Raw genomic sequence first — 14,142 nt, forward strand, 5'->3', positions numbered from 1 at the left:
CGGTGATCTTCCCAGGTGGCGCTCTCAGCTGACCAGTTCGCGCTCCAGCGGGGTGCGGAAGCGCGGGGTCACGCGGACCTCGCCGAGCCAGCAGGCGAGGCGTTCGGCCTCGGCGGTGACGGCGGCGACGGCCTCGGTGCCGGGGTCGGTGAAGAGGCGCCAGACCAGTTCGCCGTCGGGGCGTTGGGCCCAGCCGCCGATGATGCGGCCGTTCCACCAGACGGTGGGGCCGGCGTTGCCGGCGCGGTCGTAGAGGGCGGGGACGTCCTCGGGACGCAGGTACCAGTCGCGGCCGCGCCAGCCCATGGTGGTCGGGTCGAGGCCGGGGAGCAGGGCGGCCCAGGGGCCGGTGGGGTCGGGGGTCTCCTCGTCGCCGGGGAGGACCAGGCCCACGGCCCCGTCGGCGAGCCGGACCTGAACGGCCGCCAGGTCGGCGAGGGCCTTGCGGGTGTCGCCGAGGGTCCAGCCCGTCCACCACTTGAGGTCGGCCTCGGTGGCCGGGCCGAAGGCCGCCAGCCAGCGGCGGGCCACCTCGGCCTTGGCCTCCCGGACGGGTACGTCCGGCAGTTGCGGGACGGGTGCCCAGGGGTAGCTGCTGCTCAGCCAGGAGCCGCGCGGGCGGCAGCGGCGGACGTGCCCGTCCGAGGCGAGCAGGCGCAGCAGGCGGCTGCCGACGCTCTGGCGCCCCTCGTACGGCTTGCCCGGGGACATCAGGATCGTCTCGCGCAGGGCCGGGACGTCCTCGGAGACCTGGGCGGTGGTGGCCTGGCCGCGGGCGGTCAGGGCGGCGAGGGTGTCGCGCTCGGCCACGGCCAGCCGGGCCTCGTCCCAGCCCTCGGCGCCCTCGCGCAGGTGCTTGAGCAGGGTGGCCCGCTCCTTGACCGCGATCGCCTTCGCCGTCGAGGAGTTGACGTACGGGGCGAACTCCTCGGTCACCGCGAAGATGGTGCGGCGCATGGAGAGCAGCTTGACCAGCGTGACGTCGTCGTAGAGGGCCCGGTCGACTGCGGCGGCGGAGGGCTCCGCGAGGCGCGCGCAGACGGAGAGGTACACCGTCGCGGCGTCGGTGGAGTGCAGGCCCGCCAGGGCGTCGGCCACCTGGGGGACGGTGGCCGCCCGGTCGGCCGCCCGCAGGAGGTGGCGGTGGCCGAGCCGGGAGCGGCGCTGGTCGTCGGTGATCAGGAGGGGCATGGGCCGAGATTAACCCGATGCTCTGTCAGGTCGGCCGTCCACCTTGTCAGGTGGGTGAGGGGTGACGGCGGGGCGGGGTCAGCTCGGCTGGTCGTCCTCGGAGGGCGGGAAGGGGTGGCTCAGGCCGAGTTCGTCGAGGAGTTCCTGGCCGATCGGGGTCGGCTGGGTGAGGGTGCCGGAGGCCTTGGGCTGCCGGCCCTTGAGGCCGAGGCCGCGGGCCAGGCCGGCCGGGTTGGTGACCGGGGGGAGCTGGAAGTGGCGCCAGCCGGGGCGGCGGCCGCTCTGGGTGACCTCGAAGAGGTCCGGCTTGCGCCAGGCGACGAAGGTCCAGTTGCCACTGGCCTCGTCGACGGCCCAGGCGCCGACCGGGCCGGTCAGCTCGGTGCGGCCGATGGCGTCGAGGGCGGCACGGGTGAGATCGGGGAAGCGGCCGTGGACGGAGAGCAACTGGCGGGAGTGCTTCTGCGCGGTGGCGTCGCCGGCCTCGGTGATGGCCTCGACGGCGCGGGTGACCGGGTCCAGGAGGGTGTGGTTGGCGAGGTCCATGACGTGGTCCACGTCGACCATCACGCCGAAGGCCTTGGACAGCTCGGGGGAGGTGTAGGCGGTGATCCGCTCGGGGGAGGCGGCCAGGATGAGGGTGCCGAAGGACTCCACCAGGTGCTCGTAACGGGCCTGTTCGGCCTGGTCGGCGGCCTGGAAGTCCAGGACGGAGAGCACCAGCACGGCCAGGCTGGCGGTGGCCTCCAGCTCCTCGCCCGGGAGGGTGTCCGGGTCGAGGGCGCCGAGGGGGTCGACGGCGGCCGAGAGCAGGGCGAAGGGGGCGCGGTCGCCGGGGGGCCAGGTGCCGCGGGCGACGAGTTCCAGCAGCAGACGGGCCGTCAGCAGCCGGGCGAGGAGGGGGAGTGCGGGCGTGGCCTTGGCGATCCGGGCGGCCAGGCGGCGGCGGTCCGCGACGGTCTTCTCCTCCTCCGGGCCGCCGCTCTCCCCGGTGGGGGCGAACTCCCAGACGGCGGTGGACTCGGACCGGGGCGGGCGGCCGAGGGCGAAGCCGGTCAGCGGGCCGCCGATCCGCCGTTCGACGGACGGGGTGCCGTCCGTGCCGCCGGAGCCGGCGGCCGCGGCGGCCTCGGTGTCGAGCGTCTGCAGGAGGCGGGCCAGCTCCTCCATCACCGGGTGCCGGGCGAACAGATCGGACGGTTCGGCCCCCTGACCACCCTCGGCCGGTACGGCGTTCGGAACTCCGCTGACATCCACGCGACTTCCCCCTCTGCGACGTGCTCTTCGAACCAGGCGTGTCGCGGCCTGCGCGCACCGTACCGAGCACCGCCACGTGCACCGATGGCCGTCCGCGCTGCGACGGGTGGATCGTAACCCGACCGGACCCGGACCCGGCGGCCGACCTGGGGTCGTTCGGCCGGTGGGCAGTGCGTCGGCGGTAGGCTCGGGACAGTGGAGAGGAGTGCCGCCATGAGCCAGGCCGCACACGAGGTGAGTGAGCTCATCCCCCGTCCGGATCGGACGCCTGCCGCGTTGAAGGCGGCGGTCGCGATCGTGGCGCCGGGCAGACTGCCGGAGCTGGTGGACGGTCAGACCACCGCCATGGCGAGAGCCATGGAGCAGAACGGTCTCGCTCCGATCCGCGCGTTCCTCGCGCACTGGGCCGCCGTGGTGGAGATCGAACGGATGCCGGAGCGCGCGCAGGAGTACCGTCGCGCCAACTACCTCGCCAACCACGCGGCTACCGAGGGGGAGCAGCGGCAGGCGGCTCTGAGGGTCGCGGAGCTGTACCGGCAGGCCTCCGCCGCAGTGGCCGAGTGAGCTGGGCGTGGGAGTACCTGCCCGACGAGGAGGGGGTCGCGGGGGGTGCGCCGCCGGAGTTCCTGGGAGCGGTCGAGACGAAGGCCGACGAGCTCGTGCGTGCCGCCGAAGCCCTCTACCTCGACGGCACCACGTACGAGGGGAGTGGTGAACCGATGGCGTACCTCGACGTTGCGGGAGGTTTCTTCGCGTACTTCGTCGTGCCGCGACTCCAGCGGGTTTTCCTCTGCCAGGTGACGACTCCGCCGGTGTGACGCCGGGATCCGGCCCGCGCGCCCGCTGGGGGTGTCAGCGGATCGGGGTGGGGGCCGCCGGGAGGGTGCAGCGGTCGGAGGGGCGGGTGGGGCGGCAGGGGGGTGTGGTGCAGGGGTGGGGGCGGGGTGGGGTGTCGGCGGGGGTGCGGTCGAGGTGGTGCCAGGCGGGGTGGAGGGCGGCCAGGAGGACGGCGAGGGTGGAGAGGGCGGCGGCGGTGAGGAGGGTGGGGGTGGCGCCCGCGGTGGTGACGGCGAGGCCGCCGAGGAGGCCGCCGAGGGGGATGCCGGCCCAGACGACGGAGTCGCGGACGGCGCGGACCCGGCCGAGCACGTGACGGGGTGTCCGTTCGAGCAGGACGGCGCCGATCACCGGGTTGATGAAGCCCGCGCCGCAGCCGGACAGGGCGAAGACGGCGAGCACCAGCCAGAGCGGGGCGTCCAGGGCGAGCACCAGGAAGGGCGGGGCGCCGGCCAGGAGGTAGCCGTGGAGGAGGACGGGGCGGCGGGGGAGGCGGGCGCCGACGGCGGCGGCGAGGAGGCTGCCGAGCAGGGCGGTGAGGCCGAAGGCGCTCCCGGCCAGGCCGATCCCGGCCGGTCCGTGGCCGGACTCGCGGGCCCAGACCGGGAGCAGGACTCCGGTGAGGGCGGCGTCCACCAGGTTGGTGAAGGAGACCAGCAGGGTGAGGAGCAGGAGGAGGGGTTCGGAGCGGAGGAAGGCCAATCCCTGGGCGCGGTTGGGCCGTTCGGGGGTGGCGGGGGAGGGTGCGGGCCGGCCGACCGGGCCGTGGAGGAGGGCGACCAGCAGGGCGCCGAGGCCGAAGGAGGCCGCGTTGACCGCCAGGCCGGTGAGCGGGCCGGTGAGGGCGGCGAGCAGGCCGCCGACGGCGGGGCCGGCGGTGTCGGCGAGGCGGTGGACGGAGCCGAGCAGGCCGGTGGCCCGTTCGAGGGGGACGCCGGCGTGGTCGGCGGTCTCGGGGAGCAGGACGTCCTTGGCCAGGTCGCCGGGCCCGCGCACGGCGCCGGTCACCGCGACCAGGGCGAGCAGCACGGGTAGCGGGAGCAGGGACAGCCAGTGCAGGAGCGGGATCAGCCCGGCGGCGACGGCGCTGGCGGTGTCGGTGGTCCAGGAGACGGTGCGGGCGCCGTGCCGGTCGACCAGGCCGCCGCCGAGGCCCTTGCAGAGCACGTACGGGACCAGTTCGCAGAAGGCGGCCAGTCCGGTGGCGGTGGCGCTGCCGGTGCTGACCAGGACGAACCAGGGGAGGGTGACGAGGGCGAGGGCGGTGCCGAGGTGGCCGGCCGTCACCGCCGCCAGGACGCCGGTCAGGGGTCTGCGATCGCGCCCGGGGGTGAGGGACGGTGCGGGGGAGGGGGAGGGCACGGGGAGCGGGCTGTCGCGGGTCATGAGGGGTCCTCGGGAGTGGGAGGGGACGGGGGAGGGCGCGGCGGAGCGGCACCGCGCGGGGCGCGGCGCCCGGTCCGAGGCGATGTCGGCACTGTAGGACGGCGGGACCCCGGCGGGGCAAGCGAATTGGGTGTTGTTGGTGGTGCGTCAGTTCGTGTGCGGGGCAGGCGAGTTGGATCGGATCGTGATGTTCCGGCAGGGGCGGGATCCGGCCATTCGCTCCTATGATCGGGACCGCCCGGGGGTGCCGGGACGGACGGATTCCCGGGAGGGCGTCGGATGTGGTTCGCCGGTGTGGGCCTGGCCCGGGACGGCTACCGGATCGCCGTGACGGACGGCGGGGGCCGGCCGGTCGGCCCGGAGGAGCTGTACGGGCGGTGCGGGCCGGAGCGCCCGGTGGCCCGGCTGGTGGAGCTCGCGGCGCGGGCGCCGGAGGGTCTGGCGGTGGTGGTCGACAGCGCCAACGGACTGCTGGACGGACTGCTCGCCGGGGCCGGGGTGGCGGTCTACCGGGCCGATCCGCCGCTGCTCGCGGACGGCTGGAGTTCGGGCGGTGCGCTTGCCCGGCTGGGGAGTTCGCGGTTCGGTGAGCTGGTGCCGCTCGGGCCCGGCGGCTGGATCATGAGCGGCCGGGAGGGGGAGATGACCGAGGCGGAGACGGCGTCCGGGCCGGTCGAGCGCGGTCTGGCGGCGGCCGGGCGCTGCCTGCTGGGCGGCGGCGGAGGAGGGGGCGGAGGGGACGGGGAGCCGACCGTGGCGCTCACCTTCGACGACGGGCCGCACCCCGAACACACGCCGCAGGTCCTGGAGTTGCTCGCCAGGCACGGCATCCGGGCGGCCTTCTTCTGCATCGGCCTGCACGCGCTGGCCCACCCGGAGCTGGTGCGCCGGATCGTCGCCGAGGGCCACGTGCTCGGCAACCACACCTGGTCGCACGCCTACCTGCCCGACCTCGGCCCGGCCGGGCTGCGCCACCAGCTCGGCTCCACCGGGGAGGCACTGGCCGAGGCATCCGGGGCCGGCCTGCCCACCCTGATGCGGCCGCCCTACGGTGGACGGAGCCCCGAACTGATGCAGAGGGTCGCCGAGTTGGGGCTGACCACGGTGCTCTGGGACGTGGAGACCAACGACTGGGCCAGGCCCGGGGCGGAGGTGATCGCCGAGCGGGTGCTGCGGCAGGTGCGGCCCGGTTCGGTGGTGCTGATGCACGACGGCGGCGGCGACCGCTCGCAGACCGTGGCGGCGCTGCCGCTGATGATCGACGGGCTGCGGCGGCGGGGCTACCGCTTCGTCACGCCGGAGGAGCTGCTGCGCCCCCGGAACCGCGTGCAGGCGGCCCCGGGGGCGGTCGGCTCAGGCTGAGGGAGGGGCCGTTCAGCCGCCGATCACGGGGTAGTGGTCGGAGAGGTCGTTGTAGGTGTAGCTCTTGCCCCAGCTGGAGACGGTCCACGGGGTGCTGTGGAAGCGGAGCACGTTGTTGGTGTAGCTCTGCGGGCGGGCGTGGTCGGCCCGGTAGAGCACGTAGTCCAGGTCCTCCTTCGGCTCGCCCGGGTAGCGGTAGGCGGCGATCGAGTTCTCGGTGGTGTCGAAGGAGTTGGCCCAGCCGGTGCGGTCGGTGGCCGGGGCGAGGTTGCCGTTGGCCAGCATCGACGGGTACTCGGAGTCGTGCGCGTTGACGTTCAGGTCGCCCGTGACGATGACCGGCTCGCTCGCCGGGATGTTCTTGGCGTCGACGAAGTTCTTCATCGCGGTGAGCTGGGCGGCCCGGACGGTGGCCGGCTGGCCGCTGGAGCAGCCCGAGTCGGTGGACTGCAGGTGGGTGCCGAGCACGTGGGTGCGCTGGCCGTTGACGTTCAGCACGGCGTAGACGAAGCCCTTGTTGGACCACCAGTCGGCCCCGCAGGCGTCCTTGAAGACGTACTGCTCCTTGCGCAGGATGGGCCACTTGCTGAGCAGGGTGACGCCGCCGTCCTCCGGGGTGGTGGAGGAGTAGCTGCCGGAGGTGGCGTCCCAGCCGGAGGTGGAGCGGCCGACCACCGGGGTCTGGTACGGGTAGGCCGCCTTGGCGAGCGACTGCAGCTTGTCCGAGGCGGCGTTGTCGAACGCCTCCTGGAGCACCACCACGTCGTTGCCCTGGAAGAAGGAGGCCGCGGCGATCTCCTTGGCGCGCAGGTCCTGGCCCCAGTTCGGGTACAGGCTGGTGCTCATCAGGAAGACGTTGTAGGTCAGGACCTTGAGCGGGGCAACGGTGACGGGCGCCGACTCGGCGTGCGCGGCGGGGGCGGCCAGGCTGCCGAGCACGGCGGCAGCGGCGGCGGCGGTGACGGCACGGCGGAAGGACCGGTGGGGCATCGAGGCTCCGTGGTGAGTGTGGGCGTGAGGGTGACGGGGGCTCGTCAACCGACGAGGTGTTGTGCAGTCAACTTGCGGCCGGTCACCGGCGGCAAGACGCCGGGGGAGCATCAGATGAACTCGGCTGGAACTAGACCTACTGTCCGGTACGCACGATCGGCAGACCCGGCGGAAGTCCGTGCAACCTTCTTCCGGGGCCGTGCGTAGACAGGTGTGTCAGCGGGGCGGAGAGAGTGGACGGGGCGGGACGGAAGATGACGGACGAGGAGTACGGCGCGTTCTACCGCGCCTCCTTCGCCCTGTTGGTGCGTCAGCTGTACGCGATGACGGGTGACTTCGGGGAGGCGCAGGACGCCGTCCAGGAGGCCTTCGTCCGGGGGTGGGACCGGCGGTCCAAGCTCAGCCGGGACGAGGGCGGCCCCGAGGCGTGGATCCGCACCGTCGCCTGGCGACTCGCGGTCAGCCGCTGGCGGCGCGCCCGGCGCGGACGCGAACTGGAGCAGGAGCGGATGCGGTTCGCCCCGCAGGTGGCCGCGGCCCCCGGGCTGGAGCACACCGAACTGGTCGCCGCCCTGCGGCGGCTCCCCGCGGCGCAGCGGCAGGCCGTGGTGCTGCACCACCTCTGCGACCTGTCGCTGCAACAGATCGCCGCCGAGACCGGGGCGGCCCTCGGCACCGTCAAGGCCCGGCTCTCCCGGGGCCGGGCGGCGCTGGCCGGGTACCTGCGCGAACAGCCGGAGGAACTGACCGTGGTCGAGGGCGGACGCCGGACGGAGGCCAACCACTGTGCATGAGGGTGACGGAACGCCGGAGCAGCACGACGAACTGACCGTCCTGCTGAGGGGGTTGGCGGCCGAGGCGCCGACCGCCCTGCCGCTGCCGTACGAGGTGCTGCGCCGCAACGGGCGGGCCCGGCGGCGACGGCGGCAGACCGGACTGGCGGCGCTGGGCACCGTGCTGGCGATCGGCGGGGGCGCGGTGTTCTGGCCCGGGGGCGGGCCGGGGGCGGGGACGGAGGACCTGAGCGGGCGCCCGGCGCCGGTGGTCTCCACGGTGCTCGGCACACCGCCGCCGAGTCCGACCGCCGCAGAGGAGAAGGCCGCAGAGGAGAAGGCGGCCGTGCCCGCACCGGTGGAGGGCCTCGGGCCCTCGCCGCTGCCGCCCGGGCAGGTGCGGGCGGTGGTGGACCTCTCCTCGGCCGACCTGCGGGTGAACGGGACGGACGCCGCCAGGCCCTGCAGCGTCGGCGGGCCCGGCACGCCCACCCCGGCGGGGCGGATGACGGTGATCTCCCGTCAGCGGGTGGTGGTGGTCGACTCGCAGACCGGCCCGTTCCTGAACGAGCGCGGCGAGACCTGGTACCACCTCGAACTGAAGTGGGCGGTCGAACTCTCCGCCGCCGACGGCACCTCGACCTGGGTCGCGGAGATGCCCTGGCGCCCGGTGGGCGGCAAGGCGGCCACCAGCGGGGACATCGGGCTGCGGGCGGAGGACGCGCGCTGGTTCTTCGAACGGGTGGCGGTCGGGGACACGGTGGAGGTGCGGAACTAGGCTTCTTTGGGCCGGGTGGGTGGTGCGGCGGCGGGCCGGTGGGGCGGGGCGGGCGTGCGGGCCGTGGGCGGTGTCTGATGGGGCGGAGGGACCGGAGGCGTAGGAAACGGAGTGGGCGGGTGCACTGTCTGGTGACCGGGGCCACGGGCTACCTGGGCGGACGGCTGGTGCCGGAACTGCTCGACGCCGGCCACACCGTGTGCTGTCTGGTCCGCGACCCCGGACGGCTGCGCGACCACCCCTGGCGGGCCCGGGTCGAGACCGCGACCGGCGACGTGACCAGGCCCGAGACCCTGGACGGGGCCTTCGACGGCATCGACGCCGCCTACTACCTCGTCCACTCGCTGGGCACCGGACGGGACTTCGAGACCGTCGACCGCGAGGCCGCCCGGAGCTTCGGGCGGGCGGCCCGGCAGGGCGGGGTCGGCCGGATCGTCTACCTCGGCGGACTGCTGCCGCAGGGCGTACCGCCGGAGCGGCTCTCCGCGCACCTGCGCTCCCGGGCCGAGGTCGGCCGGGTACTGCGGGAGAGCGGCGTGCCCACCGCCGACCTGCGGGCGGCGGTGGTGATCGGCTCCGGCTCGGCCTCGTTCGAGATGCTCCGGTACCTGACCGAGCGGCTGCCGGTGATGGTGACGCCCAGCTGGGTGGACACCCGGATCCAGCCGATCGCGGTGCGGGACGTGCTGCGCTACCTGGTCGGGGCGGCCTCGATGCCCGGGGAGGTCAACCGGAGCTTCGACCTGGGCGGGCCCGAGGTGCTGACGTACCGGCAGATGATGCACCGCTACGCCCGGGTGGCCGGGCTGCCCCGGCGGGTGATCCTGCCGGTGCCGGTGCTCACGCCCGGACTGTCGAGCCACTGGGTGGGGCTGGTGACGCCGGTCCCGAGCGGGCTGGCGCGGCCGCTGGTGGAGTCGCTGCGGCACGAGGTGGTCTGCACCGAGCACGACGTCGCGCGGTACGTGCCGGACCCGGAGGAGGGGCTGATCGGGTTCGACCGGGCGGTGGGCCTGGCCCTGCAGCGGATCGGCGAGGGACAGGTGGTGACGCGGTGGTCCTCGGCGTCGGTGCCGGGTGCGCCGAGCGACCCGCTGCCGACGGACCCCGACTGGGCGGGCGGCAGCCTCTACGAGGACGTCCGGGAACGGACGGTGGACGCCCCCGTGGACGCCGTCTGGCGGGTGGTGGAGGGCATCGGGGGCGAACACGGGTGGTACTCCTTCCCGTTGGGGTGGGCGGTGCGGGGGTGGCTGGACCGGCTGGTCGGCGGGGTCGGGCTGCGGCGCGGACGGCGGGACCCGGGGCGGCTGCGGGCGGGGGACTCGCTGGACTTCTGGCGGGTGGAGGAGATCGAGCCGGGGCGGCTGCTGAGGCTGCGGGCGGAGATGCGGCTGCCGGGGCTGGCCTGGCTGGAGATGACGGTGCGGCCGGCCGAGGACGGGGGGACGGTGTACCGGCAGCGGGCGACGTTCTACCCGCACGGGCTGGCGGGGCACGCGTACTGGTGGGCGGTGGCGCCGTTCCACGCGGCGGTCTTCGGGGGGATGGCCCGGAACATCACGGAGCACGCACGGCGGGTGGAGTAGCCGGGCGAACGTGGCTGAACCGGGGCGCGGGCGAACGTGGTTACACCGGGGGCGCGAGGAACTGCGCGCGGGGGAACGGCAGCACGTGCAACTGGCTCGACTGCCCCGATCCAGCGGTGGGCCGCCTTCCGAATTCGCGCAGTTCCTCGCGCCCCTGGGGTGACCGACTGCCGGGCCGCCTGCTGAACTCGCGCCCCTGGGGTGACCGACTGCCGGGCTGCGCCCCCAACGGCGTAACCGTCGGATGATCCGCGTCGTTGGACGAGGGGTCCGGGACGGTTGCGACGGGGGGAGCTGAGGGTGCTGGGGCTGAGCGGAGAATCGGTCCGCCTCACCGATGCCGAGGCGGCGTTGGTGGCCAACTACCCGCGGCTGGTCGGGATCGCCCGGTTGGTGCTGCCGGACGGCAGGACGCGGCACCGCCGTGTGCTGGCCGCCCACGCGGCCGTGCAGCGGGCGCTGCCGCTGCGCGGGCCGGAGACCGAGGGGCCGGCCGAGACGTACGCGGTGCTGCGGTCGCGGCTGCTCAGGGGGGTGTTGCGGCCGCGGCGGCGGGACCGGTTGCGGCCGGGGCCGGTGGTGTTGGGGCTGCGGTTGTTCAGTCTGGGCGGCGATCCGGACGAGTTGATGCTGGACCGGGAGTTGGGGGCGTTGGAGCGGCCGGCGCGGGCCGCGTTCGCGCTGGCGTGGGTGGACGGGCTGACGCCGGATCAGGTGGTGGGGCTGCTGGTCGGGGCGGGGGTGGCCGAGGGGGAGGCGGCGCGGGCCGTCCGGGCCGCGGGGCCCTCGTTGGCGGCGGCCAGGGCACGGGGGGACGGGCCGGAGCACTGGCCGGGGTTCGACGCCTGCCGGGTGCGGGTGCAGCCGAGCGATCTGCTGCGGCGGCGCCGGGTGGCGGGCGGGGCGGCCGGGGCGTTGGTGCTGGCCGCCGCCGGGTTCGGGGTGGTGGCGCCCTCGTCGACCACGGCGGTGCGGGCTCCGTCCGGGCCGCCGCCGGCCGCCGCCGCCCGGGCGGAGGTGACCCGGGTGGCGGACGACCTGTGGCGGCGGACCGCCCGGGTGGACTTCACCGCCTGGCCGGGCCGGGGTGGGCGGCGGGACGACGGGGCGTTGGTGGAGCGGGCGGTGGCCGCCTGGCGGGCGGTGGGGCCGGGGACGCCGGTGGAGGCCGGGACGGTGGCCCGGCCGCCGGTGGAGGTGCCGCACCTGATGTACGCCGGGACGGTGGACGGCGTCACGGTGGTGGTGCTGTACGACGGCGTCCGGCTGGCCCGGTACACCGAGGGGCCGGGCGGCGGGCTGCTGCTGGGGCGCGCCGAGGACTCGGACGTGACCAGTGCGGCGGCGGTGGTGCTGACCAGGACGGCCGCCGGGGTGCGGTACCTGCTGGCGCCGTGGATCGACACCAGCGAGACCCGCAGGATCGACCAACCTGCCGTCGCGGCAAGGCCGTTGGCGGCGGTGGACGGTGTCACCGGGCCGGTCCCGGTGGCCGCGGTGGCGACCGGGTGCCCGGCGCCGGTGCTGCTCCAGCTGCGCTCCACGCCGGTGGTGGCCGAGCAGCACGCCTTCCTGCTCGCCGACGTGGGCGGGCTGCGGCCGGCCCGGCTGAGCTACACCCCGCCGCCGGAGCAGGGCCCGGCGCGCTCGCCGCGGGAGGCGGTGAGCGCCGAGGCGCTGCGGCTGTGGGCGTCGGCGGGCTGCGTGGCGCCCGATGTCACGGCGGGCGTACGGCAGTTGAACCTGTGGGCGTTCGCCGGGCAGCAGCTGCCGGAGAACGCCGGGCGGGCGGAGTGGCTCTGCCTGCGGGCGGACCGGTGGGGCGGGGACGGCAGTGCCACGACGGCGGTGCTGCTGCCGGGGGCCGGGGCGGCGCGGCGGACCGGGCGGGCCGAGGGGCGGGCCTGCAGCCGCTACGAGCAGGACACCCTGGGGTGGGCCTGGTGGCGCTCCCCGCAGGGGGTGGAGTACGTGCTCGCGGCGGCCAGCCGGCGGGTGGAGCGGATCCGGCTGCGCGGCCCGGGCTGGGTGCTGGACCAGACCCCGGCGGACCGGACCTCGGCGATGCCGCGGCCCCGCCGGGAGCAGGTCGAGGTGGAGGCCGTCCAGCGCAACGGCACCCGTCTCGTCCCGCTCCCCTGACCGTCCGTCAGGCGGCGGGCCGGCGGCCGAAGTCCTCGGCGACCAGACGGTCCGCCCAGCGGCGCAGGACGTCCGCGACCGGCGCCTGGTCGAGCCCGGCGGCGCGGGCCAGCCGTTCGGCCGAGGCGGTGTCGTAGCGGTCCTCGGAGAGGAAGGACAGGGTCTCCGGGTCGGCGCCGGTGAGGGACTGCGGGAGGCGGCGGACCAGGCCGACGGGGACGCGGAGGCGGGGCGGGCGGACGCCCAGGTGGGTGGCCAGCAGGTGTATCAGGCCCGGGAGTTCGGGGGTGGCGGGGTCGAGCACGGTGTGCCGGGCGAGGGGGTCCCGGTCGTGCTCGGGGGTGGCGGCCAGGAAGCGGGCCAGGTGGTCGACGGCCACCACCGGGACGAAGGTGCGGCGGCTGCCGGGCAGGGCGGGCAGCCGCCCCTGGTGCAGCTGGTCGACCATGGTGGCCAGGCCGAGGTACTGGCCGGCCTCCCCGGTGACGGAGTGCCCGATCACCGCGCTCGGGCTCACCACGCTGAGCGGCAGGCCGAGTTGGGGCGCCAGGGCGCGCAGGGCGGAGTCGCCCTCGGACTTGGAGGCCTCGTAGGCGCCGAGCGTGCGGTAGAGCCGCTCGGCCTCGGCGGGCGGCAGCGGGACGGGGCGGTCGCCGACCCGGTAGCCGGAGAGGTGCACCAGGCGGCGGACGCCGGGACGGCCGGCGGCCCAGCGGGCGACGTGCAGGGCTCCGTCGTGGTTGGCGGCGCGGGCCTCGGGCCGGGTGAGGCCGAAGCGGTAGAGGGCGGCGAGGTTGTAGACGTCGCGGACGTCGGCGAGGCGCTCGTCGTCGGCGGGGGAGAGGCCGAGGTCCGGGCGGGTGATGTCGGCGGTGACGGTGGTGAGGCCGTCGGCCGGGGCACCGTGGGCGGACAGCCAGTCGGTGAGGGCGGCGGCCCGGCCGGGGCGGGTGGCGGCGGCCACCGGGCGTCCCTGGGTGAGGAGTTCGAGGACCAGCCAGCGGCCGATGAAGCCGTTGGCGCCGAGGACGAGTGCGGACATGGGTGCTCCTTATGGGTGGACCGGTCTACATATTTTTAGGAGAGGGAAAGGCCAAGGGGTGGGGTGAGGGGGTGGGGTGAGGGTGGGTCAGGCGAGGAGGAGGGCGGCCGAGCGGGCTGCCTGGTCGAGCGGGAGGCGGCTGTGCTGGACGCGGGCGAGCAGGAGGGCGCCCTCGATCAGTGCGAGGACCGCCCCGGCGGTGGCGTCGGCGCCCGCCGGGTCCCGCCCTTCGGCGGTGAGCAGGTCGGCCAGGGTGGACTGCCACTCGGCGTAGGTGTCGGAACAGAGGCGGCGGAGCGGCTCGTTGGTGGCCGCGACCTCCAGGGCGACGGTGGCGATGGGGCAGCCCTTGCGGTACTCGGACTGCTCCATCCGGTCGGCCAGCAGGCCGATCAGGGCGGTGACGGTCGCGGCGGCGCCGTCCTGGTGGGAGGCGCCGACGGCTTCGATCATGCCGCCGATCTCCCGGCCGGCCTCGGTGAGCGCCTGGGCGACCAACTGGTCCTTGCCGGACGGGAAGTGGAAGTAGAGGGAGCCGCGGGGGGCTCCGCTCTCGGCGAGCACCAGGTTGAGGCCGGTGCCCGAGTATCCGTGCGCCTCCATCAGGTCCCGGGTGGCGCGCACCAGCCGGGCCCGGGTCTCCTCGCCCTTGGCTCCCATGCGGGGAAGACTAGACCGGTCGTCATATTCGCGTCCAGTCCGGGGCTGTGCACGAGGCAATGCGTGGCTGGCGAAGGTGGTTGCACCGGGGCGCGGGTAACTGCGCGTAGGGGAACGGCAGCACCTGCAACTGGC

The 14,142-nt window shown here is 75.3% G+C and carries 13 protein-coding genes; 7 read left to right on the forward strand and 6 right to left on the reverse strand.

Annotation, left to right across the window (positions count from 1 at the left end; all coding sequences use genetic code 11):
• Positions 1–24 precede the first annotated feature (24 nt).
• Together ACIA8O_RS01070 and ACIA8O_RS01075 are read right to left on the reverse strand one after the other, a co-directional pair.
• Complete coding sequence (locus tag ACIA8O_RS01070; RefSeq protein WP_396291371.1) at positions 25–1,191, reverse strand: winged helix DNA-binding domain-containing protein; 1,167 nt, start codon at positions 1,189–1,191, stop codon at positions 25–27.
• A gap of 78 nt (positions 1,192–1,269) precedes the next feature.
• The gene (locus ACIA8O_RS01075) at positions 1,270–2,448 is read right to left on the reverse strand and encodes a hypothetical protein (RefSeq protein ID WP_396291372.1); all 1,179 of its coding nucleotides are present in this window, start codon (positions 2,446–2,448) and stop codon (positions 1,270–1,272) included.
• A gap of 213 nt (positions 2,449–2,661) precedes the next feature.
• Here ACIA8O_RS01075 and ACIA8O_RS01080 point away from each other — a divergent pair, with 213 nt between their 5' ends.
• Both ACIA8O_RS01080 and ACIA8O_RS01085 read left to right on the forward strand, forming a co-directional pair.
• Positions 2,662–3,012 (forward strand): hypothetical protein, encoded by a 351-nt coding sequence (locus ACIA8O_RS01080; RefSeq protein ID WP_396291373.1) that lies wholly within the window; start codon positions 2,662–2,664, stop codon positions 3,010–3,012.
• Positions 3,009–3,266, forward strand: a complete 258-nt coding sequence (locus ACIA8O_RS01085; RefSeq protein WP_396291374.1) for a hypothetical protein — start codon at positions 3,009–3,011, stop codon at positions 3,264–3,266. Before ACIA8O_RS01080 ends, ACIA8O_RS01085 begins: the two co-directional genes overlap by 4 nt.
• Positions 3,267–3,300: 34 nt before the next feature.
• Here ACIA8O_RS01085 and ACIA8O_RS01090 read toward each other — a convergent pair whose 3' ends face one another.
• Positions 3,301–4,671 carry an MFS transporter gene (locus ACIA8O_RS01090; RefSeq protein ID WP_396291375.1) on the reverse strand — a complete coding sequence of 457 codons (1,371 nt, stop codon included), beginning with the start codon at positions 4,669–4,671 and terminating at the stop codon, positions 3,301–3,303.
• A gap of 279 nt (positions 4,672–4,950) precedes the next feature.
• On the opposite strand from ACIA8O_RS01090, the gene ACIA8O_RS01095 reads away from it, so the two are divergent.
• Positions 4,951–6,033, forward strand: a complete 1,083-nt coding sequence (locus ACIA8O_RS01095; RefSeq protein WP_396291376.1) for a polysaccharide deacetylase family protein — start codon at positions 4,951–4,953, stop codon at positions 6,031–6,033.
• A gap of 12 nt (positions 6,034–6,045) precedes the next feature.
• On the opposite strand, the gene sph is transcribed toward ACIA8O_RS01095, so the two are convergent.
• A complete protein-coding gene (sph, locus tag ACIA8O_RS01100; RefSeq protein ID WP_396291377.1) occupies positions 6,046–7,023 on the reverse strand; it encodes a sphingomyelin phosphodiesterase in 978 nt (325 codons plus the stop codon).
• Between the two features lie 254 nt (positions 7,024–7,277).
• Here sph and ACIA8O_RS01105 point away from each other — a divergent pair, with 254 nt between their 5' ends.
• The 4 genes from ACIA8O_RS01105 (at position 7,278) to ACIA8O_RS01120 (ending at position 12,305) form a co-directional block, all read left to right on the forward strand.
• The gene (locus ACIA8O_RS01105; protein ID WP_396291378.1) at positions 7,278–7,817 is read left to right on the forward strand and encodes a SigE family RNA polymerase sigma factor; all 540 of its coding nucleotides are present in this window, start codon (positions 7,278–7,280) and stop codon (positions 7,815–7,817) included.
• Positions 7,810–8,574: a L,D-transpeptidase gene (locus ACIA8O_RS01110; RefSeq protein WP_396291379.1), complete on the forward strand. Its 765-nt coding sequence runs from the start codon at positions 7,810–7,812 to the stop codon at positions 8,572–8,574. The genes ACIA8O_RS01105 and ACIA8O_RS01110 overlap by 8 nt, the downstream gene beginning before the upstream one ends.
• A gap of 77 nt (positions 8,575–8,651) precedes the next feature.
• Positions 8,652–10,163, forward strand: a complete 1,512-nt coding sequence (locus tag ACIA8O_RS01115) for an SDR family oxidoreductase (RefSeq protein WP_396291380.1) — start codon at positions 8,652–8,654, stop codon at positions 10,161–10,163.
• Positions 10,164–10,463: 300 nt separating this feature from the next.
• The gene (locus ACIA8O_RS01120; RefSeq protein WP_396291381.1) at positions 10,464–12,305 is read left to right on the forward strand and encodes a hypothetical protein; all 1,842 of its coding nucleotides are present in this window, start codon (positions 10,464–10,466) and stop codon (positions 12,303–12,305) included.
• Positions 12,306–12,312: 7 nt separating this feature from the next.
• On the opposite strand, the gene ACIA8O_RS01125 is transcribed toward ACIA8O_RS01120, so the two are convergent.
• Both ACIA8O_RS01125 and ACIA8O_RS01130 read right to left on the reverse strand, forming a co-directional pair.
• The gene (locus ACIA8O_RS01125; RefSeq protein ID WP_396291382.1) at positions 12,313–13,347 is read right to left on the reverse strand and encodes an SDR family oxidoreductase; all 1,035 of its coding nucleotides are present in this window, start codon (positions 13,345–13,347) and stop codon (positions 12,313–12,315) included.
• Between the two features lie 87 nt (positions 13,348–13,434).
• On the reverse strand, positions 13,435–14,007 hold the full coding sequence (locus ACIA8O_RS01130; protein ID WP_396291383.1) for a TetR/AcrR family transcriptional regulator: 573 nt from the start codon (positions 14,005–14,007) through the stop codon (positions 13,435–13,437).
• Positions 14,008–14,142: the final 135 nt, after the last annotated feature.

It is taken from the genome of Kitasatospora sp. NPDC051853 (genome assembly GCF_044452665.1).
Taxonomy (GTDB): domain Bacteria; phylum Actinomycetota; class Actinomycetes; order Streptomycetales; family Streptomycetaceae; genus Kitasatospora.